This is a genomic window from Streptomyces sp. NPDC006372 (genome assembly GCF_040612515.1).
Lineage (GTDB): Bacteria > Actinomycetota > Actinomycetes > Streptomycetales > Streptomycetaceae > Streptomyces.
Genome location: NZ_JBEXQJ010000013.1, coordinates 38,034 through 63,115 on the forward strand (window position 1 = coordinate 38,034; position 25,082 = coordinate 63,115).

Genomic DNA, 25,082 nt, shown 5'->3' on the forward strand with positions numbered 1-25,082 from the left:
CGCTGCCGCCCGTACGCGCCTCACCCCGCGAGCCGGTCCAGCTCCTCCCCGAGAGCCTCCCGCATCCGGTCGTGCCGCGGCCCGAGCGCATACCGCTCCTCGCTCCACCACTCCCGCGGATAAAGCCACACGGGCAGCCGCACGAGGTCCTCCGGCTCCCAGGCGTACCGCGGCCACACATGCGCGTGCAGAAACCCGTCGGCGTTCCCGAGAATCTCCAGATTGACCCGCCGGAACCCGCTCTCCACCCGCCGGCAGGCCCGCTCCACGGCCTCCCCCAGCCGGTCCATGTCGGCCAGGAACGCCAGCCGCCTGCTCCGCGGCAACTCGGACAACCGCTGCACGTCGGGGTCGTCCGTCAGCAGCACCGAGTAACCGGGCAGGAACTGCACATCCCCGATCACCGCGAACCCGGCGTCCAGCCGCCGCAGCACCGCCGGATTCGCACCCCGCAGGGCACTGCCGACCCGGTCCTCACGCCATTCGTCCTGCACGACCACCCCCGAAAACGCAGGCGACCCGCGAGCCTGGTCCTCCTGAGGAGGGCCGGCCGGACGTACCGGCGGCTCGCGGGTCGGGTGACTGCTGGAGATTGGGCCGGCTGCGCGTATCCCTCACGCGCTGGTCCGGCACCGCACAGTGTGTGGTGTCGGGCCGCTAGCCCGCAGCCACCTCTTCCGTCCGGTATGCATACATCTGCCGAACCACCTCCCTTCTGAAGTGATTGCCACCCTAGATAGCGCCGTCCGGCCGTTCAACCGCTTTTTCGAGATGTTGACGGCGCGTGGAATCCGACGGAGATCCTCTCCAGGAGATGCGCCACCAGAGGGTCCTGCCGGCCCTCGCGCGGTGAACAGGGGGCACCCCACCTTGTCCTCGAGGCGGCGGATCTCCTGGCTCAGAGGTGGCTGGGCGATCCCGAGGCGGTCGGCCGCGCGTCCGAAGTGCAGTTCCTCGGCCAGGACGACGAAGGCGTGGAACTGCGGGAGGGCGAGCAGTTCGGGGCGGCGGTCCATATCGGCAGAGGCATCAGAGCATGCCTCGGTTCGTAGTGGACGTATGGACGATCTCCGCCCTAGCGTTCGGCGCATGACAGAGCGGCGGGCGATTCTCAGCGGTTCGGTGTTCGAGGAGCGGATCGGGTATGCCCGGGCCGTGGTGGACGGGGACCGGATCCATGTGTCGGGGACGACCGGGTTCGACTACGCGGACATGACGATCTCCGAGGACGTGGTGGAGCAGGCCGAGCAGTGTCTGCGGAACATCGGGGCCGCTCTCGAGGAGGCCGGGTCGTCGTTCGCGGATGTCGTGCGGGTGCGGTACCTGCTGTCCGATCGGGAGGACTTCGAGCCGTGCTGGCCGGTGCTGAGAAAGTGCTTCGGGGAGGTTCGGCCGGCCGCGACGATGGTGGTGTGCGGGCTGGCGGATGCCCGGATGAAGATCGAGATCGAGGTGGACGCGCGTAGGGGGAGCGGCGGCGGGGACTCGTCTCCGGGGCGTTGACGTGGGGATCGCCTCGTACAACGATTCTTTCAATGTTGTGGGAACTCGGTGTGCGCTGGGTCACCTTCCAGTTGAATGATTGCAAGTAGCGAACCGACGTGCGGTACGTGCGGACGCGGCCTGCAGGGGGTTCAGGTGAGTGCTTCCCGGCGTAGTGGGACCACCGACGAGCTGGGGCCCGACGAGCCCGAGCGGGACGGTGCGGCCTCGGGCGGTTCGGATCTGCTCGCCGCCCTGCTGGACGGTATGGACGCGGCGCTGTGTGCCTTCGACGCCGACGGGGTCGTGACGCACTGGAACCGTGAGGCCGAGCGGATCCTGGGGTGGAGCGCGGACGAGGCCGTGGGGCGGCGTGGGCTGGCCGGGTGGGCGGTGCGCAGTGCGGACGCCGAGGAGGTCGAGAGCCGGCTGTTGTCGGCGATGCACGCCCCGGGGCGTCAGGTGCACGAGTTCGCGCTGGTGACGAAGGACGGCGGGCGGGTGCTCGTGCGGACGCAGTCGGCGGTGGTGCTGGGGCCCGACGGGAAGCCGGCGGGGGTGTACTGCGCTTTCAGCGAGGTGCACGCGCAGATCGATCTGGAGCGGTCGATCGCGTTGAGCGAGGCGCTGTTCGAGGACGCCAGCTGGGGTGTGGTGCTGGTGGACGTCGATCTGCGGCCGGCCGTGGTGAACGCGCACGCGGCCAAGGCGCTGGGTACGGGGCGTACGTCGGTGCTGGGGCGGCCGCTCGGGGATCTGCTGGCGCAGGGCGTGGAGGAGCTGGAGAGCGCGCTGCAGCATGTGCTGGCGGAGGGTGCGCCGCCCGCGCCGGCCGAGGTGTGGGTGAGTGTGCGTACGCCGGAGGGTGAGCGGCGGCGCTGCTGGCGGAGCGGGTTCCTGCGGCTGGCGTCGCCGCTGGCGGAGGAGCCGGTGCCGCTGGGTGTGGGCTGGCTGTTCCAGGACGTGACGGAGGCCAAGCAGGGTGAGCAGGAGGCGTCGCTGCTGCGGTTCCGTACGCAGCAGCTGCACCGGGCGTCGCGGGCCGCCGCCGAGTGCGAGGATCCGGCGGAGGCGGCGACCGTCCACCTGGACTTCGCCCTGGCCGGGTTCGCGGATCACGCGTTGATCGACAGGGTGGCCGGGGGTGCGCTGACGGATGCGGAGGCGGAGGGGCCGGTGCGGCTGGTCCGGGTCGCGGCGACCCCGTCGGGTGCGCCGGGGCCGAGCAGGCTGGCGGGCCGGGCGGGTCTGCCCGTGCGGTACGCGGAGGGGCATCCGGCGTTGCAGTGTGTGGAGCGGGTCGGTGCGGTCCGGGCGAGCGCGGGCGCGGTCCCGGCCGAGGAGGCCCGGGGCTGGGCATTGGCCCGTCAGTGGCCGCAGGACGCCGTGCATGCCCTGTGCGCGGTGCTGCGCAGCCGGGGCCGGACGCTGGGTGTGGTGACGTTCCTGCGGGGCGCGGGGCGCAGTGCCTTCGAGCGTTCCGACGCGGTGTACGCGGAGGACGTGGCGGTGCGGATCGCCGCGGCGCTGGATCTCGCGGGGTTGGCTGAGCCGGAGTGAGCGGCGGCCTCGGCTTCCCCGTCCGGGGGGGGGCTGGGCTCAGTGCCGGTAGAAGATGCGGTCCGCGTACTGCCGCATCACGCGGTCGTTCCAGTCGTGGCCTCCGTCGACGTTGCCGGAACGCAGCAGCGGGGGTTCGATGCCGCGGTCGGCGAGGGTGGCGGAGGCCGTGGCCATGACGGCCTGGAGGAGGGCCGAGGTGACGACCGTGGAGGCGGGGGCGAAGGGGGCCGGGACGTTGTCGAGGGTGAGTTCCGCGTCGCCTACGGCGATCTTCGAGTCGAGGACGAGGTCGCAGTGGTCCTTGAGGTAGGTCCCCGAGCTGTGCCGGGACTTCGTTTCCGAGGCGTACGCCACCGAGGTCACGCCGATGACCTTCGCGCCGAGGGCGCGCGCGTGCAGGGCCATTTCCACGGGGAGTGCGTTGCGCCCGGAGAGGGAGATGATCAGCAGGGCGTCGCCGGCGCGGAGCGGGGAGTTGTCCAGGACGGCGCTCGCGAGGCCGTCGACGCGTTCGAGGGCGGAGCCGAGCGGCGCGGGCATGACGTCGACGCCGACGACGCCCGGTACGGCGAGCAGGTTCATGAGCGCGAGGCCGCCGGCGCGGTAGACGAGGTCCTGTGCGGCGAGGGAGGAGTGCCCGGCGCCGAAGGCGAAGAGGCGGCCCCCGTCGGCGACGGTGTCGGCGAGGAGCGTCCCGGCTGCCGCGATGCTGTCGGCCTCCTCGTCGCGGACCCGCTGGAGCAGGCCGATCGCGGCGTCGAGGAACTGGCCGGCCGGCGCGCGGTCGCTCATCTGGGGTCCCTTCGGGGTGGCCTCGGTGGGCGCGTGTCGCGCATCACGGTGCGGTCTGGACCATGGTGGTGTCAATACGGCCGTCGGGGGCCACGAGGGGCCGGGACAGGCCGTGAGCGCGGGCTCCCGAGGGCGTGCGACGGGCCGGTGGGGGCGGTACGTACCCTTCCGCCGGACCTTGTAACCTCCTGCTTCTCCCACCGCGGCACGGTTGTCGGTGGTATCCGGCAGAATTGGGTGGAGGGCCAGCGCACGCGCCGGTGAGCAGTCCAGCCTCCGGCAGAACTCATTCGAGGGGCATGTATGTCCGGACTGATCGACACCACGGAGATGTATCTCCGCACCATCCTCGAGCTGGAGGAAGAGGGTGTGGTCCCCATGCGCGCGCGTATCGCCGAACGGCTCGACCAGAGCGGGCCGACGGTCAGCCAGACCGTGGCGCGGATGGAGCGCGACGGTCTGGTGTCCGTCGCCAGCGACCGGCATCTGGAGTTCACCGACGAGGGGCGTCGTCTCGCCACGCGCGTGATGCGCAAGCACCGGCTCGCCGAGTGTCTGCTGGTCGACGTGATCGGCCTGGAGTGGGAGCAGGTCCACGCGGAGGCGTGCCGCTGGGAGCACGTGATGAGCGAGGCCGTGGAGCGCCGTGTGCTGGACCTGCTGCGGCATCCGACGGAGTCGCCGTACGGCAACCCGATCCCGGGTCTTGAGGAGCTCGGTGAGAAGGACGGCGCGGACCCGTTCCTCGACGAGGGCATGGTGTCGCTGGCCACGCTCGACCCGGGTGCCGAGGGCAAGACGGTCGTGGTGCGCCGGATCGGCGAGCCGATCCAGACGGACGCGCAGTTGATGTACACGCTGCGCCGGGCGGGCGTGCAGCCCGGCTCGGTGGTGAGCGTGACCGAGTCGCCGGGCGGTGTGCTGGTGGGCAGCGGTGGCGAGGCGGCCGAGCTGGAGTCGGACATCGCCTCCCACGTGTTCGTGGCCAAGCCCTGATCCGGGCCTTCCGCCGGCCGGGGGTCGGCGTCAACTCCCGCTCTTCTCGTGGGGATTGGCGCTGTGGCGTGATCCTGTCGGATCCGGTGTTCAGTCCGTCGAATGGCAGCGCTCGTACGCTTCCCGTGCGACGCTGTCGCGTGAGGCATATGACCTGAGGGCGCTTGGCCGCGGCTCGGCAGTGATGTCGCCCGGCCGGGGAGGGGCGGGAGGATGTGCCGTGAAGACGCGGAGGGCCCCGGCGCCGTGTGGCGCCGGGGCCTGTCCTCCCCTGTGCTGACCCGGAGCCCCGAGCTCTCAGGGTCATTCCCCTCGGACCGGTTTCCCCGAGCGGTCCGCCTCCCGCTGAAGATCTCCCCTCGGCAGCGGCGATCAATCCCCAGGGATGGTCACTCGAACGAGGGGTGTTGCCCGCGAGAACAGCATCTTCGAATGCCCATTCGATAGTCTGCCCGTCACAGCGCACGACTCAGCACAAGACTCAGCAAGAGGCACAGCACAAGGCACAGCAGGCAGAACACGGTTCACAGGACCGACCGGCCCGCGACGGCCACGGTCCGCGCGAAGCTTGGGGGGTGCCAGGACATGGCGCGACGCATCGACGTGACCGGGACGGGCGGCGTACGCCTCGCGGCCTGGGAGTTCGGCGACCCGCCCAAGCCCGATCCGGCGCAGGACGCCCACGGGCCGCTGGACGCCCACGGCCCGCAGGGCGAGCATGGCCCTCAGGACGGCAGGGACCGCCGAGACGGCAGGGACGGCCGAGAGCGCCGGGCCCCGGAGGACGGGCGAGCCGCCCCGGCCGGGCAGCAGGCCGCCCCGTCCGCGTCGAACGGCTCCCCGGGCGTGCTGTTACTGCACGGTCTCATGGGCCGTGCCTCACACTGGGCGTTCACCGCCCGCTGGCTCTCCGGCCGGTACCGCGCGGTCGCCCTCGACCAGCGCGGCCACGGCCGCAGCGACAAGCCCCCGCGGGCCTCCTTCACCCGCGAGGCCTACGTCGACGACGCCGAGTCCGCTCTCGAACAGCTCGGCCTCGCCCCGGTCGTCCTCATCGGCCACGCCATGGGCGCGCTGACCGCCTGGCAGCTCGCCGCCAGGCGTCCCGACCTGGTCCGCGGTCTGATCATCTGCGATATGCGGGCCTCCGCGCTCGGTGCCGCGTCGCAGCGCGAGTGGGCCCAGTGGTTCGACTCGTGGCCGCTGCCGTTCGCCACGCTCGCCGACGTCCGCAAGTGGTTCGGCGAGGACGACCCCTGGGTGGAGCGGCCCAATCCGGCCCGCGGCGAGTTCTACGCCGAGGTGATGGCCGAGTCCCCGGACGGCTGGCGCCCCGTCTTCGACCCGGACCAGATGCTCCGCTCCCGCGAGACCTGGGTGTACGACGCGCACTGGGAGGAGCTGGCCCAGGTGCGCTGCCCGGCCCTGGTGGTGCGCGGCCTCGACGGCGAGCTGGGCCGCGCCGAGGCACAGGAGATGGTCCGCGTCCTGCCCCGAGGCCAGTACGCGGAGGTCGCCGACGCCGGCCACCTGGTGCACTACGACCAGCCGGAGGCCTGGCGCGCGGCCATCCAGCCGTTCCTGGACGCCCTCGACACCGACTGACGCGGGCGGCGGTCAGCCCCTGGTTCAGCCCTTGCTGACCGCCCCCAGGATCTCCGGCAGCCGCCGGGCCGTCCGCGGAGCGGCCAGTCGCAGCCCCGCCGCCGTGAGCACCGCCCCGTACGCCGACCCCACCGGGAACAGCAGCCACGTCCAGTCGTCGCCCCCCGCGCTCACGTTCAGCCAGATCGTGAGCGCGATGACGGGCGCGCACAGCAGGGCGGCCGCGATCATCCCGCCGAAGATGGAGATCCAGGCGAGCCCGGTCTGCCCGGGGGCGACGTTCTTGTAGCCCTCCTGCGGGATGGAGTAGGGGAAGCGGGCGGATGTCCAGGCCCCGGTCGCGAGCATCGCGCCGAGCAGCGCGAAGGACAGCCCCAGCGCCTCGGGCAGCCGCTCCCAGTCGCCCAGCAGGGCGGTCGTCACCACGGTGACGAGGGTGGCGTACGGCAGGGTGATCAGCAGCAGGGCCAGCGCGCGGGCGCGCAGCTCGACGTAGGCGTCACGCGGCGAGGAGATCGTCATCGCGACCATCCAGAACGCGGAGGTGTCCTGGCCGAACTGGTTGTACATCTGGATGCCGAGCATCCCGGCGGCGAAGCAGGCGAAGTACACGGACCCGGTGCCCTGCCAGGCGTTGAACACCGGCACGATCAGGCCGATGGCCAGCGACGTCACCCACGCGGCCTTGGTCTTCGGGTCGCGCCACACGTACCGCAGGCTGCGCTCCATGACCGTGCCGGTGCGGCCGGAGGGCAGCAGCCGTCCGAGGCCGATCGAGGACCTCCGGCGGGCGGCTGTCCCGGCGGTGGGCAGGGTGGATCCGTCGGGCGAGGTCATCAGCCGGGTCAGATGCCGGGACCACACCGCGAGCAGCGCCGCCAGGGCACCCGCGGTCAGGGCCAGCTGGGCGGCGGCGACCCCGTACGACCCCTCGCCCACCGCGTGCACGGCGCCGATCGCCGACGCGGGCGGCACCCACCGCAGCACGTCCGCAGCCGGATCGAGCTCGCCGAGCCCCGAGGCGCCGAGCCGTTGCGCGCCGAAGTTGACGACCTGGGCGCCGATCGCGACGACGAGTCCGCTCAGCACCGCGAGGTCCCGGCCCTTGCGGCTGGTCAGCAGCCGTACGTTGGCGGCGGCGACGGCCCGCGCGAGGGCCACGCACACCAGCAGCGCCAGGACGACTGCGACGACCCCGACGGCGAACGCCGCCCCGCCCCTCGCCACCGCGACCACGGAACCGATCAGCAGGCACAGCGTGAACAGCGGCCCGATACCCACCAGCGAGGCCGTGAGCAGGGCCCGCACCAGCGGCCCGGGCCGCAGCGGCAGCATCACCAGCCGGGTCGGGTCGAGCGTCTCGTCACCGCTGGGGAAGAACAGCGGCATCACCGCCCACCCGAGTCCCAGCACCGCCACGGCCAGCATGACCAGCGCCTCGGCGTGCGCGTGCCCGCGCAGCGCGATCAGGCCGATCAGTTGCAGCGCGGCGAACAGCAGGGCGAAGACGGCCGAGGCGATGTAGGCGGCCTTCCGCCCGCCGGACTGCCGCAGCCCGCCCCGCAGCAGCGACAGCTTCAGCCGTACGAAGACGGGGGTGATCGCGGGGGCGCTCACCGCGACCCGCCGCCCAGCCAGTCGAGGTCGGACCCGGCGTCCCGGCTCTGCGCCCCGACGAGTTCGAGGAACGCCCGCTGCAGCGAGGGCGCGTCCCCGCGCACCTCGGCGAGGGTGCCGGTGGCACGGATCCGCCCGGCGGCCATGACGGCGACCCAGTCGCACAGCGACTCGACGAGCTCCATGACGTGGGAAGAGAACACGACCGTGGCGCCCGAGGCGGTGTACCGCTCCAGGACGCCCCGGATGGTCTGGGCGGAGACCGGGTCGACGCCCTCGAATGGTTCGTCCAGGAACAGCACTTCGGGGTTGTGGAGGAGCGCGGCGGCGAGCCCGATCTTCTTGCGCATGCCGGTCGAGTAGTCGACGACGAGTTTGTGCTGGGCACCGGCGAGATCGAGAACATCGAGGAGCTGGGTGGCCCGCTTGTCGACCTCGGCCCCGGGCAGCCCGCGCAACCGCCCGGTGTACGCCAGCAGTTCCCGCCCCGACAGCCGCTCGAACAGCCGCAGTCCCTCCGGCAGCACCCCGATCCGGGCCTTCACCTCGACGGGGTCGCGCCACACGTCGTGCCCGACCACCTCGACGGTCCCGTGGTCGGGCCTGAGCAGCCCGGTCACCATCGACAGGGTGGTGGTCTTCCCCGCTCCGTTCGGCCCGACGAGCCCGATGAACTTGCCCGCCGGCAGATCGAGATCGACCCCGGCAACAGCGGCCTGCTCCCCGAACCGCTTCCAGAGCCCCCGCACCCGCACCGCGCTGGATCCCACCGCGCCTCCCTCCGTCACCTTGCACCCTACGGTGACGTTCTTCAGGGGCGCGGGGAACTGCGCGATCAACCACGGACAACCCGCGGCCGCCACACAACGGCAACCAGGCAGACGACAGGGCGCTTACCGATCCCGCCCGCACGCATAAGCCAACGGCGAGATCAACTCCTCCGCATCCGGCAACCACCGATTCGCGGGCGTAGGCCGGCACGCCCACTGCACAGCCCCCCGCGACCCGAACCGCGTGGGCGGCGCAGCCACATACGCCCCTTCCCCCAGCACGGTCAGATCCAGCGACGCCAACGACCACCCCAGCTTCCGCACCAGATCAGGCACCTTCACCGAAGCACCGGGCAACACGAAGAACTCCATCCGGCGATCAGGAGTCAACGCCACCGGCCCCAGCGTCAGCTCCATCCGCTCCATCCGCGCGAGCGCGAGGAACCCCGCCGTCTCCGGCACGGAGATCGCGTCGAACGTCCGCCCCGTCGGCAGCAGGATCGACGCCGTCGGCTGCTTCTGCCACATCCGCCGCGCGACGGTCGCACTGCCCGTCGCCTGCGTCGCCCAGTCCGGGCGCGCCGGGTGCGAGCCGGGCGCCGGGCACGCGGCGTCACCGCAGGAGCAGTGCTGAGCGCCGTCGACGGCTTCCAGCCAGGTGCCGGGGAACACGTCCCAGTGGCGCTCCTCGGCGTAGCGAACAGCGGTCTCCAGCAGCGATTCCCCGCGCTGCTTCGGGATCTGAGCGGCTTCGGTGCCGGCGATCGTCTCTTCCACGATGAGCACAACTCTGGTCGTCACCAGGGGTTACGCCCGCCCGCGTGCGCGGGGAGGAGCACCGTGCCCGTCGTCGGGGCGCATGGGTGCATGTCCGGGGGCGCGCAGGAGGATCCGTGGCCGCGGCTGGGTAGCCACGAGTGGGGCCGGCAACAGCCGTTACCCGGCAATCCTCACATGCCTCGCATTTTCGCCTGGTCGGCGGGGCATTGATCTTCACGGCCGGATCTTTTCGCCGGGACGCGAGGGGTTCGGCCGCGGAAGACACGTCAACTCGGTGCGTGGGCAGGCACCGCAGCCACACGGCGGTGAGCCGAGGGGCGCGCCTGTGCCGGGACGACGAGCGCGCGCAGACCCGAAGGGCTGAGCACGGTCGTCGTCCCGGCACAGGCTTCGGCGCCCCGTAGGCGCACCGCCAGACAGCAGGGGGTACGCCATGGCCGCAAGGCCGCTCGTCGCCCGTCAGCCGAACGAACGGCTGCAGGCGCTCATCCAGGAAGCCGGATGCTCCAACGCCGGCCTCGCCCGCCGGGTCAACATGTGCGGTGCCGAGCACGGTCTCGACCTGCGCTACGACAAGACGTCGGTGGCGCGCTGGCTGCGCGGGCAGCAGCCGCGGGGCCGGGCCCCGGCGATCATCGCCGAGGCGCTGGGCCGCAAGCTGGGCCGTACGGTCACGATCGACGAGATCGGCATGGCCAACGGCAAGAACCTCGCCTCGGGCGTGGGCCTGCAGTTCTCGCCGACGGTGCTGGGGGCCATCGAGCAGGTCTGCGAACTGTGGCGCAGTGACGTGGGGCGGCGGGACTTCCTGTCCGGCTCGTCCGTCGCCGCGTCCGCGCTGGTCGAGCCCAGCCGCGACTGGCTGATCTCCGCACCCGACGGCCAGGTGTCACGCACGGCGGGGCCGCGGGTGGGGCAGTCCGACGTGCAGGCGGTGCAGGCCATGACACAGGCGCTGGTGGACCTCGACCACCAGTACGGCAGCGGGCATGTGCGCCCCGTCGTCGTGCACTACCTCAACAGCGTCGTCTCCGGGCTGCTGGCGGGCTCGTACCGGGAGGCGGTGGGCCGGGACCTGTTCGCGGCGGTGGCGCGGCTGACGGAACTCGCCGGGTACATGGCCGTGGACACCGGGCAGCCGGGTCTGGCCCAGCGCTACTACATCCAGGCGCTGCGGCTGGCCCAGGCGGCCGGGGACCGGGGCTACGGCGGGTACGTGCTGGCCGCCTCCATGAGCCACCTCGCCGCGCAGCTCGGGAACCCGCGGGAGATCGCCCAGTTGGCGCGGGCGGCGCAGGAGGGGGCGCGGGGGCGCGTGACGCCCCGGGCGGAGTCCATGTTCCACGCGGCGGAGGCGCGCGGGCACGCCCTGCTGGGCGACGCGCGCGCCGCCCAGGTCGCGGCCGGGCGCGCGGTGAGCGCCCTGGAGTCGGCCGACCCGGCCGCCGGGGACGACCCGGTGTGGATCGCGCACTTCGACGAGGCCTACCTCGCCGACGAGTTGGCCCACTGCCACCGGGACCTGGGGCAGGCCGAGGCGGCGGCGCGGTGCGCACAGGAGTCGCTGGCCGGGCATCCCGAGTCACGGGCACGCCGCCGGGCCATCGGATATGTGCTGTTGGCCACGGCACAGGTGCAGCAGCGCGAGATCGAAGAGGCGTGCAGCACCGGCATGAAGGCCGTGGAACTGCTGGAAGGGGTGCGCTCCAACCGGGGCGCCGAGTACCTGGAGGACTTCCAGCAGCGGCTGGAGCCGTACCGGGACGAAGCGGTGGTCAGGGAGTTCGGGGCGCGGCTGGACCTCCAGACGGCGGCGTGAACACAGGGTCCGCGGATGCGTGAACATGCGGGAAACGGACCCTTGGCGAGCAGGAGGTGACATGAACAGCGCGCCATGACCCGGTTGTGTTACCGCGCTCACAGGGCTTGAGGTCAGGCCCTGTGCTGCGTGGCACGGGGCTCTGGGGACCCGGTAGCGTGACCCGACGATTCACAAGGTCCCCCATAAGTAGGAGTCCCGGTGACGCAGAGTGGACAGGGCGAGGAGCCCTCGGCGCGCCCCGCGCGCGAAGGCATCGTGCTGCCCTCCGACGGTGGCGAACCCCTGCTGCCGGGCATGACGGGCGGACCCGGTGACGCCCCGGCCGGCCGCCGGCCCGGCCCGCCCCCGACCGGCCAGCCCCCGGCCTCCGCCCCCGCCGGCGGCCAGACCTGGGGCCAGCCGTGGGGTCCCGACCAGCAGACCCCGCCCCCGGCGCAGGGCCAGAGCTGGCAGTCCCCGCCGCCCCAGCAGTGGACGGAACCGCCGGCCTGGGACGCCCAGCAGCCCGCCATCGGCGCGTTCCCCGAGGGCACCCAGCCCCCGAACCCGTACACCGACCCGTACGGCACCCCCGCGGGCGACGCCCAGCCGCCAGCCGGAACCGGCCCGTACGGCACCCCGGGCACGGCGCACCCGACTCCCGGCGCCGACCCCTACGGCGCTCCCGCCGGGGGCGGCCTGCCTGCCGCCCCGGGCCACTACGGCCCCGCCGCCGGGGACGGTTCGCAGCCGCCGAACGCTGACTCGTACAACTCCCCGTCCGGGGCAGGCCCGTTGCCCCCGGCCGCCGACCCGTACGGCGCTCCCGCCGGGGGTGGCCTGCCCGCGCCCTCCGGCCAGTACGGTCCCCCGGCCGGGGGCGGTTCGCAGCCGCAGGCCGGGAACACCTACAACTCGCCCTCCGGGGGCGCCCCGTTGCCGCCGGCCGCGGACGCGTACGGCTCCCCGGCCGGGGGCGGTTCGCAGCCGCAGGCCGGCGACACGTACAACTCCCCTTCCGGGGGAGGCCCGCTGCCGCCCGTCGCCGGGGACGCGGCCGCGGCGGCCACGCAGTACCTGCCGCCCGTCGCCGCCGCACCCGCCGACGAGGGGGCGACGCAGTACATACCCCCGGTGGGCCCGGGCGCACTGCCGCCCGAGACGCCCGCCGGACACGACCCCGAAGCCACCACCTTCCTCGGGACCGGGCCCCGGGCCGGTGCGGGAGCCGGGCCGCTGCCGCCCGCCTCGAACCCGGACGCCGAGGCGACGCAGTACATCGCGCCGGTGCCCGGCACGGACCAGCAGCCGCCCGCCGGGTTCGAGAACCTCTTCCGCAGCGAGCAGGGCGCGGAGGGCCCGGCCGGGGCCACCCAGCAGATGCCCCGCATCGAGCAGCCGCAGCCGAGGCAGCAGCCCTCCTACGGCGCTCCGCAGCCCTCCTTCGCCCCGGCCGACGAGCCCGGCGGCCGGGGCGGCCGAGGCGGCCGTACCGGCTCGCGCGTGCCGGTCATCGCGGCCGTCGGCATCGGCATAGCCGTCCTCGGCGTCGGCGCGGGCGCGATGCTCGCCGGTGGCGGAGGCGGTGACGACGACGGCGGTGACAACAAGACCGTGGCCGCCTCGGCACCCGCCACGCAGAAGTCCGCCTCACCGTCCGCCGACCCGGTCCGGGCGCAGGCGGTCGAGCTGGACAAGCTGCTCGCCGACAGCGGGGACAGCCGCAGCACCGTGATCAACGCGGTGGCCGACGTCAAGACCTGCGACAACCTCGCCCAGGCCGCCAAGGACCTGCGCGACGCGGCCAGGCAGCGGGGCGAGCTGGTCACCCGGCTCGGCGGCATCACGGTCGACAAGCTGCCCGACCACGCCGCGCTGACCACGGCCCTCACCAAGGCGTGGCAGGCCTCGGCCTCGGCCGACAACCACTACGCGTCCTGGGCGGACCAGACCGCCGGCAAGAAGGGCTGCAAGAAGGGCCAGGCCCGGGTCACCGGCCAGACCCAGGCCGGAAACCGGGCCAGCGGTGTCGCGAGCACCGAGAAGACCAAGGCGGCCCAGCTGTGGAACGGGATCGCCAAGCAGTACGGCCTGACCGAGCGCCGGCCGACGCAGCTGTGACGTGAGGCGATCCGGCCGGGGACGAACCGCTGCGCCGGGCGCTCAGTAGTTCACGTCGGCGTTCTGCAGGGTCCTGGTCATGTCGACGAAGCCCTTGCGCGCCGACACCAGCCGCCCTTGCCGCACCACCTGGAGCGTCACGTTCGCGTTGACCAGGCGCGGGAAGCCGACGGAGGCGAGCTTGTCCTGGAACCGCCACCGCAGCGTGGGCGTGAGACCGCCCGTGCTGACCCTGAGGCCGTTGTCGAGGGCCTCCGTCACCGTGTCGGCGGTCACCTCGCCGCTGCCGAGTGACTCGACGACCTTCCGGAACACGGTGTAGGCGATCCACGTGGTCTGCACCCCGGCGTCCGCCGGGTCGATCCGGTTGTCGTCGAAGGCCTCGTCCCGGATGACCCGCTTCATCCCGTCCCAGCGCGCATCGCTCGCCACCGGGTACCAGCCGGTGATGTACGAACCCTCGTACGGCCCCGACGCCCCGCCCGTCGCGTCGATCACCGTCTGGTCGACGCTGCCGAGCACGGTCGCCGTCCGGACGCCGGGATAGTCCTCGCGGGCCCGCCGGAAGGAGTCCATGAAGGTGCCGTTGCGGTCCCCGAGCGCGGGCACCACGCACCCTTCGTCCCCCGGGTCGGTGGTCGTCGCCCGTAGCGCCCGCGCGGCCTGGCCGTCGTACTCGGTGGCGTCCTCCGCCGCCCGCTGGTCCCGGGAGGCCGGGTGCCCGCCCGCCTTCAGGCCGGAGTCGAGCAGCGGGGGCAGCTGGTCGCCCGCGATGGTGTCGGGCCGGATCAGCGCCACGGGCCCGCAGTCGGCGAGCGACCTGCCGAGACCGGCGAGCAGCGCGGGCTGGCCGCCGTTGACCGGGTAGGACAGGGGGCTGGTGAACTCGGCGTTGGTGATGCCGTAGCCGCCGATGTAGGGGATGCCCGCGCCCTCCAGGGACGGGAAGAAGGAGTCGGCGTACTGGCTGTAGGATCCTACGACCGCGACGGCGTTCTCCTTGGCGGCCCGCCGGGCGCACTTCGCGGCGGCCACGCTGTCGTTGTGATCGTTGCAGGTCAGCACGTTGAGCTTGCGGCCGTTGATCCCGCCCTTGGCGTTGACCCAGCGGGCGTAGGCGCGGGCGAAGGCGGGCATGCCGGGCTTGTTGGTCGCCCTGGTGTCCTGGGGAGCCCAGGTCATGACGGTGATCGGGTCGTCCCCGACGCCCCCCGTGGTGCCGGGGACGACCCCGCAGCCGGCGAGCAGCGACGCGCACGCGACCGCCGTGCCCGCGGAGAGGACGCCGTGTCTGGCGTGACGGGTGAGGAGGCCGGGGAGGAATGTGCTGCGGGTGCGTCGCCTGCCGGTCATGGTTCCGCACGATTCCGCCACATGACTAACCCGTCAGTGATCTCGGGTCAACAATGGGTGACGCGCAGGTGAATTACGGGGGTAAGGGTGACTGATGTGGAGGGGAACGTACGATCGATGACCGTGCAAGCTTCGGAGAACTCTTCCCGTCGTGGCCGTCGCTCATCCACCATGGGCGGCATGCCTGTCAATGACATGCCGTGGTGGCGCTGGCGCAGCAACGTGCGCTCGGCGCTGCACATGCTTTCCGATCCCGTCTTCCAGCGGGACGTCTGGCTGGCCGGCGTGGACGGCTACGGCGACGTGACCGACGCGGTGTACCGCCTGGTGGAGGACACCTGGCTGGACCACTGGTCCGCCGAGAAGTACGTCGGCACGATCTTCCGCGACTCGCAGGAGGCGGCCCTCGTCGACACCGCCGTGCTGCGGGTGCTGCGGATCATGCACCAGGTCGGGCCGGACGCGCCGGTCGCGGCCTACCTCGAACACCAGGCGTGGCCGGAGGCGGTCCGGGCGGCCCGGGACGCCCACGCGCGGCTCGCCGCGAGCGACGGCGAGGAGCCGGACACCCCGCCCCGTAGCCTCGAAGTGCTACGGATCATGACCAGGTCCGCCTGACGGGACGATTGCCGGCGGCGTGGCTCCTTGTGGGACCCTGTCCTGCATGAACGAGCAGTCCACCAGCGCCGCCGTCCCGGCCGATCAGTACGTCCTCACCCTTTCCTGCCCGGACCGCAAGGGCATCGTGCACGCCGTGTCGAGCTACCTGTTCATGACCGGCTGCAACATCGAGGACAGCCAGCAGTTCGGCGACCACGACACGGGACTGTTCTTCATGCGCGTCCACTTCTCGGCGGACGCTCCGGTGAGCCTGGACAAGCTGCGGGCCAGCTTCGCGGCGATCGGTGACTCCTTCCAGATGGAGTGGCAGATCAACCGGGCCGACCAGAAGATGCGCATCCTGCTGATGGTGAGCAAGTTCGGGCACTGCCTGAACGACCTGCTGTTCCGGGCGCAGACCGGGGCGTTGCCGGTGGAGATCGCCGGAGTGGTGTCCAATCACACGGACTTCGAAGAGCTGGTGGGCTCTTACAACATCCCGTTCCACCACATTCCGGTGACGAAGGACACCAAGCCGGAGGCGGAGGGGCGGCTGCTCGACATCGTGCGTGAGGAGGGTGTCGAGCTGGTCGTGCTCGCCCGGTACATGCAGGTGCTGTCGGACGACCTGTGCAAGCAGCTGAGCGGGCGGATCATCAACATCCACCACTCGTTCCTGCCGAGCTTCAAGGGGGCGAAGCCGTATCACCAGGCGCACGCCCGGGGTGTGAAGCTGATCGGGGCGACCGCTCATTACGTGACGGCTGATCTTGATGAGGGGCCGATCATCGAGCAGGAGGTCGAGCGGGTGGGGCATGACGTGACGCCGGAGGGGCTGGTCGCCATCGGGCGTGATGTCGAGTGCCAGGCGCTGGCTCGGGGTGTGAAGTGGCATGCCGAGCGGAGGATTCTGCTCAATGGGCGGCGGACTGTGATTTTCGCCTAGGAGCTCGGGGCCTTCCCTTCGGAGGCGGGTGCGGGTTGTGTGTGGTTGTTCGCGCAGTTCCCCGCGCCCCTGAGGGGGCGTCCCGCCCCGCAGTCGGTTCTACATCCTGCTCAATGATGCGGCGGCGAACAGGACGTCCCTGATCGCGTCCCTGTCTCCCACCTGACCCGCCGCCGCCTCCTGTGGCGGCACGTGGCCTGCTGCCAGGTGGCAGAACTCGACTCCGTCCAGGGCGATGTGGGCCACCTCGTGTTCGGCGGAGCCCTTGGCCGCGGGGGAGTCCAGTGGGATCAGCCACTCGCCGCCGCCCGAGCCCTCGATCTCCAGGCGGAGGCTGCGGCCCGGTTCGCCGGCCGCGACCAGGTGGCGGTGGTGGGCGGGGGCGGCCAGACCGGTGCGGCGGCGATGGGCCAGGGCGGCCGGGAGCATGCGGGCCGCCAGGTCGATCATGCGGTGCAGATGGCGGGGCGAGGGCGGATCGTAGGGGTAGTCCACCGCGTCCGCGATGTCCCCCGCGTGCACCCAGCACTCGAAGGCCCGGTCGAGCATCGCGTCGTGCAGGGGCAGTTCGAAGTCGCCGTACGGCACGGGCATCCTGCCGACGCCGCTGCCCGTGAAGGACACCGTGCGGACGAGGTGGTGGCTCTGCTCCCGCCAGGGCGCCCGCACCGCGCGGGTGGGCGGGAAGTGGGAGGCGCGCCAGTACGCCTCGGTGCGGGCGGCCGGGGTCGGCCGCTGGGACGTGACGTCGCCCATCGGGTCGTCGAGGCCGAGCGCGACCGCCACCAGGCCGTCGACGCTGAGCAGATGCGCGATGACCCCGGCGACGGTGGTGCGGCGGCTGGTCGCCTCGTCGCCCCGGAACCAGCGCAGCCGCACCGGCGCGTGCCACTCGGCGTCGCCGAAGTCCTGGAGCAGGGCGTCCAGGCGAGCCGTCTCGGCGTCGTAGGCCGCTGCCCAGTCCGGCACCGGGATGCGCGGCGGGCGGCGGTCGAGGCAGGACTCCAGCACGCGGGTGCGCAGGCCCGGGTCCAGGTCGAGGCTCTCGGGGCGTTGCAGCAGCCCGACCGCCTCGCGCAGCCGCCGCGCCTCGTCGGCGCACGCGCCGCACTCCCCGAGGTGCTGCTCGACCGCCGTGGCCTCCTCGGCCGAGCAGGCGGCCAGCGCCCAGGCGCCGAGCAGGGACTTCAGCACGGGGTGTTCGAGCACGGGCCACACGGGCGGTGGCGCCGTGTCCACGAGATCCGCGAGGTCCACGGGTTCGGGCAGCGGCAGACCGCTGTCCTCGACGGAGGCCCGGGGCAGGGGAATCCGGGGCGGACCGCCGGGCGCATCCTGAATGCCGTTCTCGTCCTGAGTGTTCCGGGTGTTGTCCGGCTCCTCGCGTCCCTCGTGTCCTTCGTGCCCCTCGTCGCCCGCGTCGTCGAACGCCTCGAACCGGTCCGGGCCGTTCACGCGGCACCTCCGAATCCGGGCGGTGCCCCCGGTGCCTCGGTGTCGTGGGCCGTGGACAGCAGTTGCAGGCCGAGACGGAGGCGGCGGCGGGCCTCGTCCTCGGTGATGCCGAGGTCCGTGGCGGTCTGGCGGTAGTCGCGGCGCTGGAAGTAGGCCCGTTCCAGGGCCGAGCGCAGCGGAACCGGCATGGACTGGACGATGTAGTCGGCCCGGGCGGCGACGGAGGCGCGGCGCACCCGGTGCTCCAGTTCCTCCGGGGTGCCGGAGCCTTCCAGGGCGAGGGCCGCGGTCTCGGTGGCGCGCAGGCGCTGGACGGCCAGCCGGTGGGTCAGCGTGGCGACCCAGGTGCGCAGGGGTCCCTGCTTGGGATCGTAGGAGTCCGGGTGTTCCCAGACGTGGATGAAGACCTCGCGCGTGATGCCGTCGGCGGCGCCTTCGTCGCCGAGCACGCGGTGCGCGAGGCCGTGCACGAGGGAGGCGAAGCGGTCGTAGAGCTCACCGAGGGCGGCGGCCTCCCCGCGGGCCAGTCGCTGCTGCATCTTGCGGTCCCAGCGGGGCGGTACCTCTTTTTCCGCCATGCGGCTCCCTCACCCCCTGCTCGTGTCCCGCGCCCGTGCCGAGTCCAGCCTGTGGCCGACGTCTACCCGAATGTAGTCGGCACGTCCGGTAGCGCACGCCCCTTTGTGGCAATGTGCGCCCCCTGACCGGCCGCAGGTGGTAGGGGGCCGCCGGCGCTTCTGTGCGGAGTCGTCGGGGTCGCGCCTACCCATCCGGCCGCCGATCAGACCTGTCTGATAAGGATCGAACAGGATCGAAGCCGACCAAAACAAGCCTGTTTTCCCAGGTATCCGTTTCTCGGGTCGTGTTTCAGGGAACGGCCGCTGGGCAGCCGCGCTGCAAGGAAGCGTAGGGACTGCTTCCGTTTTGGCGAGCGAAGGGCTTGGTGGTGACCTTCAATGTGACCGGCGGCGAGCAGGGCGAATGGGCTCTGCTCCAGGTGTCGGGCGAGCTGGATCTGGTGACGTCGCCGGTGCTGCGTCAGCGTGTGCACGACGTGGTGGCCGAGGGGCACCACTGTCTCGTCCTGGATCTGTCCGAGGTGTTCTTCTGCGATTCCAGCGGTGTCGGCGTGCTCATCGCGGCCCGTCGCCTGATCCGCTCGTGCCAGGGACGGCTGCGGCTGGTGCTGCCCGCCCGGGGCGCGGCCGACGGGTCCCATGTGAACCGGGTCCTCGGTGCGCTGGGCGTGCGCAGGCTCTTCGACGTGTACGGCGATGTGGACCAGGCCCTGGGTGACGAGGGCGAACCTCTGTCCGCATGACGGGGCGGTCACGCACGGTAGGGCGAGTGTTGCTGTTCTGACACGCGGTTGTCCTGGAATTCCCCCGGTCTTGGCACAAGTGACGTTTTCCCGCGCCCGAACGGCCCCCTCCGTCGTACGCTCCGAGCGAGACGCACCCCACCTGACGTAAGGCGGCCTGAAAGAGACATGGTCAGCAGCGAGTACGAGCGCAGGATCGCCGCCCGGTTCGCCACCTTCGACCAGGACGGCAACGGCTACATCGACCGCGAGGACTTCATGGGGGCGGCCAAGGCGCTGCTCTCGGAGTTCGCCGTCGCGGCCCGGTCCGACAAGGGACAGGCGCTGTACGGCGGCGCGGAGGCGTTCTGGCAGGGCATGGCGGGCATTGCGGACCGCGACGGCGACCAGCGCATCACGCGCGAGGAGTTCGTCACCGGAGCGGTCAAGCGCCTGCGCGACAACCCCGACGGGTTCGCCGAGATCGCCCGGCCCTTCCTGCACGCGGCCCTGGACGTCGCCGACACCGACGGTGACGGCGCCGCGACGGTTGAGGAGGCCGCCCGCGTACTGAAGTGCCTCGGCGTCCCCGAGGACGTCGCCAGAACGGCTGCCGGCACGCTCGACGCGGACGACGACGGCAAGGTCGCCGAGCCGGAGGTCGTCCCGGCCTTCGCCCGCTACTTCACCGTGCCCGAGTAGGGCCACGCGTCCGCGCCGGAGGGTGTCGGCCCCCCTTCGTCGTAGGGGTGTTCAGGGACGGCGGCTGCGGGCTGTCCGTGGTTGTTCGCGCAGTTCCCCGCGCCCCTGGGGCACCTGCCCGCACGAGGTCAGGTGCCCGAGAAGCGTTCGCGCAGCTTGTACTTGAGCACCTTCCGCAGGGTCTCGCCCCGCGGCAGGGCGTCCACCACCTCGAGCCGTTCGGGCAGCTTGTGCACCGACAGTCCCTCGGCGCGCAGGTAGGCCGTCAGGGCCGGGAGCGTCAAGGCCCCGGCCCCCGGCGGCTGTTCCACCACCGCGCACACCAACTCCCCGCGCCCGGCGTCCGGCAGCCCGATCACCGCCACGTCCCCGACCGCGGGATGCCGGTGCAGCAGGTCCTCGATCTCCTGGGCCGAGATGTTCTCGCCCTTGCGGATGATCACGTCCTTCAGCCGGCCGGTGAGGACAAGGTGCCCGGTCTCCGTCAGGCGCCCGAGGTCGCCGGTGCGCAGGAACCCCTCCGCGTCGAAGGCCTCCGCCGTCTGCCCCGGGTCCAGGTACCCCCGGCACACGGCCTCCCCGCGCAGCCGCACCTCCCCGTCCACGATCCGTATCTCCATGCCCTCCGGCGGCCGCCCCTCGGTCGTCGCCAGCAGCTCGGGACCATCGTCCGGCGCCCCCATGGTGATCATGGGCACCTCGGTCATCCCGTAGCCGTGGGTGAGCTGAACGCCCATCTCGCGCACGACCGCGTGGTACAGCTCCGGCGGCTTGGGCGCCCCGCCCCCCGCCAGCAGCCGCAGTGAGGGGATGAGCGGAGTCCCGGGCTGCTTCCGCTGCTCGGCGAGGAACATCGAGTAGAACGCCGTCGACCCGCCCGCCATCGTCACCCCGTGCTCCCGGTACGCCGCCAGCGCCTCCGGCAGCGCGAACTGCTCGAACAGCACGGCCGGGAAGCCGTACAGCAGCAGCATCACCGTGTAGTCGGGCCCGCCGATGTGGGCGTACGGGAAGGCGATCGACCCCACGTCGTCCGCCGAGGGGCGCAGCGCATGCGCGAGACAGGAGCCGCCCGCGATCAGGGAACGGTCCGTGTGCAGCACGCCCTTGGGGTCGGAGGTCGTGCCGGACGTCCAGTAGATCCAGCGGACCGCCGTGCCGTCGGAGGGCGGGGGAGGCAGTACGGACGGGTCGCCGTCCGGCAGGTCGTCGTAGGCCTCGAAGACGCCCTTCGCGCCCAGCCGCCGGGCCATTTCCGTGTGGTCGAAGCCGCGCCACTCGCCCGGCACCGCGAAGAACCCGGCCTTCGACTCGCGCAGCGCGAAGCCGACCTCCCGCTCCCGGTAGAAGGGGATCACCGGGGTCTGCACGGCGCCGATGCGGGCCAGCGCGAAGGACAGCACGGCCGTCTCGATGCGGGTGGGCAGTTGCCAGGCGACCACCGTGCCGGGGCGTATGCCCATGCCGTGGAGCCCGGCCGCGACCCGCTCGGCACGCGCGTGCAGCGCGCCGAAGGTCAGGGTGGGCCCGTCCTGGAGGAAGAGCGGTCGGCCGGGGGTGAGGGCGGCGCGGCGGGTGACCAGCTCCCACAGGGTGCGGGACGAACTCAGGGTGTGCGGGGTCTCGTTCACGGCTGCCCCCCTGCTGCTCGGCTGCGCTTCTTGGCTGACGGGTCGTCAGGTGGGATGCTATCTGACGAGCCATCAGATAAGTACCGTCCGGCGGAGGGGACCCATGGCGACCGAACTGCCCCGCATCATCAGCGTCGACGACCACGTGATCGAGCCGGCCCACCTGTTCGACACCTGGCTGCCGGCCAGGTACCGGGAGCGCGGGCCCCGGCCGCTCACCGCCGGCATCGGTGAACTCGCCTACGTCGGCGGCAAGTACCGGATCACGATGGACCCCGACGGCCCGCCCACCGACTGGTGGGTCTACGAGGACCTGAAGTTCCCCTACAAACGCAACATCGCCGCCGTCGGCTTCGACCGGGACGAGATGACCCTGGAGGGCATCACCCGCCAGGAGATGCGGCCCGGCTGCTGGGACCCCAAGGAACGCCTCAAGGACATGGACCTCAACCATGTCGAGGCCAGCCTCTGCTTCCCCAGCTTCCCCCGCTTCTGCGGCCAGACCTTCGCCGAGGCGCACGACAAGGAGGTCGCCCTGGCCTGCGTGCGCGCCTACAACGACTGGATGGTCGAGGAGTGGTGCGGGGACAGCGGCGGGCGGCTCATCCCGCTGTGCCTGATCCCGCTGTGGGACGTCGACCTCGCGGTCGCCGAGATCCGGCGCAACGCCGGACGCGGGGTGAAGGCCGTGACCTTCTCCGAGATCCCCACCCACCTCGGGCTGCCGTCCATCCACTCCGGCTACTGGGACCCGTTCTTCGCGGTCTGCCAGGAGACCGGCACGGTCGTCAACATGCACATCGGGTCCTCGTCCCAGATGCCGGCCGCCTCCCCGGACGCCCCGCCCGCCGTCCAGGCCTCCCTCAGCTTCAACAATGCGATGGCCTCGATGATGGACTTCCTGTTCAGCGGGGTCCTGGTGAAGTACCCACGGCTCAAACTGGCCTACTCCGAGGGCCAGATGGGCTGGGTCCCGTACGCCCTGGAACGCGCCGACGACGTGTGGGAGGAACACCGCGCCTGGGGCGGGGTGCGGGACACGATCCCCGAACCGCCGTCCACCTACTACTACCGGCAGATCTTCTGCTGCTTCTTCCGCGACAAGCACGGCGTGGCGTCGATCGACACCGTCGGTCGCGACAACGCCACCTTCGAGACCGACTACCCGCACGTCGACTCGACCTTCCCGCACACCAAAGAGGTCGCCCTCGACCACGTCGAGGGCCTCGACGACGAGACGGTCTACAAGCTGATGCGGGGCAACGCCATCCGGATGCTCGACCTGGACCTCGACCGCTGAGGACCGCTCATGGACCTGTCGTACACGCCCGAGGAGGAGGAGTTCCGGGCCCGGCTGCGCGAGTGGCTCGCACGGACCCTCCCGGGCCTCCCGCCCAAGCCGTCCCCCGCCGACTGGCCGGGACGGCGGGCGTACGACCTCGGCTGGCAGCGCAGGCTGTACGACGCCGGATACGCCGGCGTCCAGTGGGATGCCTCCCCGACCACCCGGCTGATCTTCCTGGAGGAGACCGAGAAGGCCGGAGCGCCCTACGTCGGCGCCAACTTCGTGGGGCTGCTGCACGCCGGGCCGACGATCGCCGCCGAGGGCACGGACGCCCAGCGGGACCGCTGGCTGCCGCCGATCCTGCGCGGCGAGGAGGTCTGGTGCCAGGGCTTCAGCGAACCGGACGCCGGTTCCGACCTCGCGGCCCTGCGCACCCGGGCCCGGCGCGACGGCGACCACTACGTGGTGACCGGTTCCAAGATCTGGACCTCTCACGCGGAAGTCGCCGACTGGTGTGAACTCCTGGTGCGCACCGACCCCGACGCCCCCAGGCACCGGGGCATCACCTGGCTGGCCATGCCCATGGACGCGCCCGGCATCACCGTGCGGCCGCTGCGCACGCTCGCCGGGTCGGCCGAGTTCGCCGAGGTGTTCCTCGACGAGGTCCGGGTGCCGGTGGGCAACCGGGTCGGCGACGAGAACGACGGCTGGCGCGTGACCATGGTGACGCTGTCCTTCGAACGCGGCACGGCCTTCGCAGGCGAGGTCGTCGCCTGCCGGCGCGTCCTGGCCGAACTGGCCGTCGAGGCCCGCAGACACGGCCGCTGGGACGACCCGGCCCTCAGGCGCCGGCTCGGCAGGCTCAACGCCGAGTTCCGGGCCCTGTGGCGGCTGACGCAGTGGAACGTGAGCGCGGCGGAGGCGTCGGGCGGTGTGCCGGGCGTCGGCGGCTCGGTCTTCAAGCTGCGGTACTCGCACGCCCGGCAGGAGCTCTACGACGCCGCCGCCGACGTCCTCGGCCCCGACTGCCTCGACCTGGACCGGCCCTGGACCCTCGACCGCCTGTCCGCCCTCTCGTACACCATCGCGGCCGGCACCTCGCAGATCCAGCACAGCATCATCGCCGAGCGGATCCTCGGCCTGCCGAAGGGACGATGACCGTGCGGTTCCGGCTCGACGACGATCAGCGGGCCCTGCGCGAGGGGATGCGGCGGCTGCTGGAGCGGCGCTTCGACGGAGAAGCGCTCCGGGCGGCCGTGGACGCGCCCGAGCGGCTCGACCGGGCACTGTGGCGGGCGCTCGGGGAGGCGGGGTTCTTCGCGTTGCGCCTGCCCGAGGAGGAGGGCGGGGTCGGACTCGGCCTGCCGGAGGCGGTGTTGGTGTTCGAGCAGGCGGGACGGGCACTGCTGCCCGGGCCGCTGGTCGCCACCCATCTCGCGGCCGGTGCGGTGCCGGGAGCGGCCGCCGGGGAGACGGTCGTGGCGGCCGTGGACGGCGGGCTCGTGGAGTGGCTGGTCCAGGCCGACGCCGTACGCGGCGACGCCGCCGGAGCCGTACCGCTGCGCTCCCTCGACCCGCTGACCCCCCTGCACCGCGTGCCGGGCGCCCTGGCCGCGGACCCGGATCCCGTCGCCGTCCTCCTCACCGCCGCCGAGCAGCTCGGCACGGCCGGCCGGGTCTGCGAACTGGCGGCGCAACACGCCCGGGCGCGCGAACAGTTCGGAAGGCCCATAGGGGCCTTCCAGGCGGTGGCACACCTGTGCGCGGGGATGCTGGTCCGGACGGAGACGGCCCGCGCCGCCGTCTACGCGGCGGCCGTCACGGCCGACCCGGTCGACATCGCCGCCGCCCGTCTGCTCGCCGACGAGGCCGCCGTGCGCGGTGCCCGCGACTGTCTCCAGGTGCACGGCGGCATCGGCTTCACCTGGGAGTCCGAGGTCCATCTGCATCTGAAACGCGCATGGGTTCGAACTCAACGTACGGGCGACGTCACGGAGAGTGAGGAGCTGCTCGCCGCCGAACTCTCCGCCGGAACGGCCTGACAGGCCGTCTGGCTGCGGCACAGCCGAATACGCCGACGGGGATGTCGCGGATCGTGGCATACCGGGATTACGGAGAGTTGATACAGGGTCGTGTCCTCTGTGTGACTCGTCACGGCCCGGAGTCGGCTGCCCCCTCGGGTACCTTGTGTGGGATGCGAGTGGTCCTGAACACGCTCCGTGCCGCAGTCGCCCCCGAGGCGACTGCGGATCCGGCGATGCGAGCCGCTGCTCGCCCGGCGGT

Annotated in this window: 22 protein-coding genes and 1 pseudogene; 13 read left to right on the plus strand and 10 right to left on the minus strand. The window is 72.2% G+C overall.

Annotated elements, in window-relative coordinates; translation table 11 throughout:
* Positions 1 to 20 precede the first annotated feature (20 nt).
* Positions 21 to 494, minus strand: a complete 474-nt coding sequence (locus ABZ016_RS20550) for a diadenosine tetraphosphate hydrolase (RefSeq protein WP_356918065.1) — start codon at positions 492 to 494, stop codon at positions 21 to 23.
* Between the two features lie 348 nt (positions 495 to 842).
* A pseudogene (locus tag ABZ016_RS20555) lies at positions 843 to 1,016 on the minus strand (LysR family transcriptional regulator); the annotation flags it as partial.
* 73 nt (positions 1,017 to 1,089) lie between these two features.
* Between ABZ016_RS20555 and ABZ016_RS20560 the strand changes: the two are divergent.
* Both ABZ016_RS20560 and ABZ016_RS20565 read left to right on the plus strand, forming a co-directional pair.
* On the plus strand, positions 1,090 to 1,503 hold the full coding sequence (locus ABZ016_RS20560; RefSeq protein WP_356918066.1) for a RidA family protein: 414 nt from the start codon (positions 1,090 to 1,092) through the stop codon (positions 1,501 to 1,503).
* Positions 1,504 to 1,578: 75 nt separating this feature from the next.
* Positions 1,579 to 3,042, plus strand: a complete 1,464-nt coding sequence (locus tag ABZ016_RS20565) for a PAS domain-containing protein (RefSeq protein ID WP_356918067.1) — start codon at positions 1,579 to 1,581, stop codon at positions 3,040 to 3,042.
* 39 nt (positions 3,043 to 3,081) lie between these two features.
* Here ABZ016_RS20565 and ABZ016_RS20570 read toward each other — a convergent pair whose 3' ends face one another.
* Positions 3,082 to 3,837 (minus strand): SIS domain-containing protein, encoded by a 756-nt coding sequence (locus tag ABZ016_RS20570; protein ID WP_356918068.1) that lies wholly within the window; start codon positions 3,835 to 3,837, stop codon positions 3,082 to 3,084.
* A 303-nt stretch (positions 3,838 to 4,140) separates the two neighbouring features.
* Between ABZ016_RS20570 and ABZ016_RS20575 the strand changes: the two genes are divergently transcribed.
* A complete protein-coding gene (locus ABZ016_RS20575; protein ID WP_356918069.1) occupies positions 4,141 to 4,833 on the plus strand; it encodes a metal-dependent transcriptional regulator in 693 nt (230 codons plus the stop codon).
* Positions 4,834 to 5,418: 585 nt separating this feature from the next.
* Positions 5,419 to 6,438, plus strand: coding sequence for an alpha/beta hydrolase (locus tag ABZ016_RS20580; protein WP_356918070.1), 1,020 nt, complete (start codon positions 5,419 to 5,421; stop codon positions 6,436 to 6,438).
* A gap of 24 nt (positions 6,439 to 6,462) precedes the next feature.
* On the opposite strand, the gene ABZ016_RS20585 is transcribed toward ABZ016_RS20580, so the two are convergent.
* From ABZ016_RS20585 to ABZ016_RS20595, 3 genes are all read right to left on the minus strand, one after another.
* Positions 6,463 to 8,055 carry a transporter gene (locus ABZ016_RS20585; RefSeq protein WP_356918071.1) on the minus strand — a complete coding sequence of 531 codons (1,593 nt, stop codon included), beginning with the start codon at positions 8,053 to 8,055 and terminating at the stop codon, positions 6,463 to 6,465.
* On the minus strand, positions 8,052 to 8,843 hold the full coding sequence (locus ABZ016_RS20590; protein ID WP_356918072.1) for an ABC transporter ATP-binding protein: 792 nt from the start codon (positions 8,841 to 8,843) through the stop codon (positions 8,052 to 8,054). The genes ABZ016_RS20585 and ABZ016_RS20590 overlap by 4 nt, the downstream gene beginning before the upstream one ends.
* Positions 8,844 to 8,948: 105 nt before the next feature.
* Positions 8,949 to 9,611, minus strand: coding sequence for a bifunctional DNA primase/polymerase (locus ABZ016_RS20595; protein ID WP_356918073.1), 663 nt, complete (start codon positions 9,609 to 9,611; stop codon positions 8,949 to 8,951).
* 427 nt (positions 9,612 to 10,038) lie between these two features.
* Between ABZ016_RS20595 and ABZ016_RS20600 the strand changes: the two genes are divergently transcribed.
* Both ABZ016_RS20600 and ABZ016_RS20605 read left to right on the plus strand, forming a co-directional pair.
* Positions 10,039 to 11,424 carry a transcriptional regulator gene (locus tag ABZ016_RS20600; protein WP_356918074.1) on the plus strand — a complete coding sequence of 462 codons (1,386 nt, stop codon included), beginning with the start codon at positions 10,039 to 10,041 and terminating at the stop codon, positions 11,422 to 11,424.
* A 201-nt stretch (positions 11,425 to 11,625) separates the two neighbouring features.
* A complete protein-coding gene (locus ABZ016_RS20605) occupies positions 11,626 to 13,527 on the plus strand; it encodes a hypothetical protein (protein WP_356918075.1) in 1,902 nt (633 codons plus the stop codon).
* 42 nt (positions 13,528 to 13,569) lie between these two features.
* Here the strand turns inward: ABZ016_RS20605 and ABZ016_RS20610 are convergent, their stop codons facing one another.
* Positions 13,570 to 14,880 (minus strand): ABC transporter substrate-binding protein, encoded by a 1,311-nt coding sequence (locus ABZ016_RS20610; protein ID WP_356918076.1) that lies wholly within the window; start codon positions 14,878 to 14,880, stop codon positions 13,570 to 13,572.
* A gap of 117 nt (positions 14,881 to 14,997) precedes the next feature.
* Between ABZ016_RS20610 and ABZ016_RS20615 the strand changes: the two genes are divergently transcribed.
* Positions 14,998 to 15,498 carry a hypothetical protein gene (locus ABZ016_RS20615; protein ID WP_345662706.1) on the plus strand — a complete coding sequence of 167 codons (501 nt, stop codon included), beginning with the start codon at positions 14,998 to 15,000 and terminating at the stop codon, positions 15,496 to 15,498.
* A gap of 46 nt (positions 15,499 to 15,544) precedes the next feature.
* Positions 15,545 to 16,426: a formyltetrahydrofolate deformylase gene (gene purU / locus ABZ016_RS20620; RefSeq protein WP_356918077.1), complete on the plus strand. Its 882-nt coding sequence runs from the start codon at positions 15,545 to 15,547 to the stop codon at positions 16,424 to 16,426.
* A 99-nt stretch (positions 16,427 to 16,525) separates the two neighbouring features.
* On the opposite strand, the gene ABZ016_RS20625 is transcribed toward purU, so the two are convergent.
* Together ABZ016_RS20625 and ABZ016_RS20630 are read right to left on the minus strand one after the other, a co-directional pair.
* A complete protein-coding gene (locus tag ABZ016_RS20625; RefSeq protein ID WP_356918078.1) occupies positions 16,526 to 17,881 on the minus strand; it encodes a zf-HC2 domain-containing protein in 1,356 nt (451 codons plus the stop codon).
* Positions 17,878 to 18,459: a sigma-70 family RNA polymerase sigma factor gene (locus ABZ016_RS20630; RefSeq protein ID WP_356918079.1), complete on the minus strand. Its 582-nt coding sequence runs from the start codon at positions 18,457 to 18,459 to the stop codon at positions 17,878 to 17,880. Before ABZ016_RS20630 ends, ABZ016_RS20625 begins: the two co-directional genes overlap by 4 nt.
* 362 nt (positions 18,460 to 18,821) lie before the next feature.
* On the opposite strand from ABZ016_RS20630, the gene ABZ016_RS20635 reads away from it, so the two are divergent.
* Both ABZ016_RS20635 and ABZ016_RS20640 read left to right on the plus strand, forming a co-directional pair.
* Positions 18,822 to 19,202, plus strand: coding sequence for an STAS domain-containing protein (locus tag ABZ016_RS20635; RefSeq protein WP_356918080.1), 381 nt, complete (start codon positions 18,822 to 18,824; stop codon positions 19,200 to 19,202).
* 168 nt (positions 19,203 to 19,370) lie between these two features.
* On the plus strand, positions 19,371 to 19,883 hold the full coding sequence (locus tag ABZ016_RS20640) for an EF-hand domain-containing protein (RefSeq protein WP_356918081.1): 513 nt from the start codon (positions 19,371 to 19,373) through the stop codon (positions 19,881 to 19,883).
* Between the two features lie 128 nt (positions 19,884 to 20,011).
* Here the strand turns inward: ABZ016_RS20640 and ABZ016_RS20645 are convergent, their stop codons facing one another.
* Positions 20,012 to 21,514 carry an AMP-binding protein gene (locus ABZ016_RS20645; protein WP_356918082.1) on the minus strand — a complete coding sequence of 501 codons (1,503 nt, stop codon included), beginning with the start codon at positions 21,512 to 21,514 and terminating at the stop codon, positions 20,012 to 20,014.
* A gap of 103 nt (positions 21,515 to 21,617) precedes the next feature.
* Between ABZ016_RS20645 and ABZ016_RS20650 the strand changes: the two genes are divergently transcribed.
* From ABZ016_RS20650 to ABZ016_RS20660, 3 genes are read left to right on the plus strand one after another with little or no spacing between them, the layout of a single operon-like run.
* Entirely contained in the window at positions 21,618 to 22,814 is a 1,197-nt protein-coding gene (locus tag ABZ016_RS20650; protein WP_356918083.1) for an amidohydrolase family protein, read from the plus strand.
* Positions 22,815 to 22,823: 9 nt separating this feature from the next.
* The gene (locus ABZ016_RS20655; RefSeq protein ID WP_356918084.1) at positions 22,824 to 23,957 is read left to right on the plus strand and encodes an acyl-CoA dehydrogenase family protein; all 1,134 of its coding nucleotides are present in this window, start codon (positions 22,824 to 22,826) and stop codon (positions 23,955 to 23,957) included.
* Positions 23,954 to 24,841 carry an acyl-CoA dehydrogenase family protein gene (locus tag ABZ016_RS20660; RefSeq protein WP_356918085.1) on the plus strand — a complete coding sequence of 296 codons (888 nt, stop codon included), beginning with the start codon at positions 23,954 to 23,956 and terminating at the stop codon, positions 24,839 to 24,841. Before ABZ016_RS20655 ends, ABZ016_RS20660 begins: the two co-directional genes overlap by 4 nt.
* Positions 24,842 to 25,082 lie beyond the last annotated feature (241 nt).

Bases quoted from the DNA above. Each gene is read 5' to 3' on its own strand.
- ABZ016_RS20565 (WP_356918067.1), top strand. From the start codon at position 1,579: ATGATTGCAAGTAGCGAACCGACGTGCGGTACGTGCGGACGCGGCCTG.
- ABZ016_RS20615 (WP_345662706.1), top strand. From the start codon at position 14,998: ATGACCGTGCAAGCTTCGGAGAACTCTTCCCGTCGTGGCCGTCGCTCA.
- ABZ016_RS20660 (WP_356918085.1), top strand. From the start codon at position 23,954: ATGACCGTGCGGTTCCGGCTCGACGACGATCAGCGGGCCCTGCGCGAG.
- purU (WP_356918077.1), top strand. From the start codon at position 15,545: ATGAACGAGCAGTCCACCAGCGCCGCCGTCCCGGCCGATCAGTACGTC.
- ABZ016_RS20650 (WP_356918083.1), top strand. From the start codon at position 21,618: ATGGCGACCGAACTGCCCCGCATCATCAGCGTCGACGACCACGTGATC.
- ABZ016_RS20575 (WP_356918069.1), top strand. From the start codon at position 4,141: ATGTCCGGACTGATCGACACCACGGAGATGTATCTCCGCACCATCCTC.
- ABZ016_RS20655 (WP_356918084.1), top strand. From the start codon at position 22,824: ATGGACCTGTCGTACACGCCCGAGGAGGAGGAGTTCCGGGCCCGGCTG.
- ABZ016_RS20630 (WP_356918079.1), bottom strand. From the start codon at position 18,459: ATGGCGGAAAAAGAGGTACCGCCCCGCTGGGACCGCAAGATGCAGCAG.
- ABZ016_RS20610 (WP_356918076.1), bottom strand. From the start codon at position 14,880: ATGACCGGCAGGCGACGCACCCGCAGCACATTCCTCCCCGGCCTCCTC.
- ABZ016_RS20580 (WP_356918070.1), top strand. From the start codon at position 5,419: ATGGCGCGACGCATCGACGTGACCGGGACGGGCGGCGTACGCCTCGCG.
- ABZ016_RS20560 (WP_356918066.1), top strand. From the start codon at position 1,090: ATGACAGAGCGGCGGGCGATTCTCAGCGGTTCGGTGTTCGAGGAGCGG.
- ABZ016_RS20640 (WP_356918081.1), top strand. From the start codon at position 19,371: ATGGTCAGCAGCGAGTACGAGCGCAGGATCGCCGCCCGGTTCGCCACC.
- ABZ016_RS20570 (WP_356918068.1), bottom strand. From the start codon at position 3,837: ATGAGCGACCGCGCGCCGGCCGGCCAGTTCCTCGACGCCGCGATCGGC.
- ABZ016_RS20600 (WP_356918074.1), top strand. From the start codon at position 10,039: ATGGCCGCAAGGCCGCTCGTCGCCCGTCAGCCGAACGAACGGCTGCAG.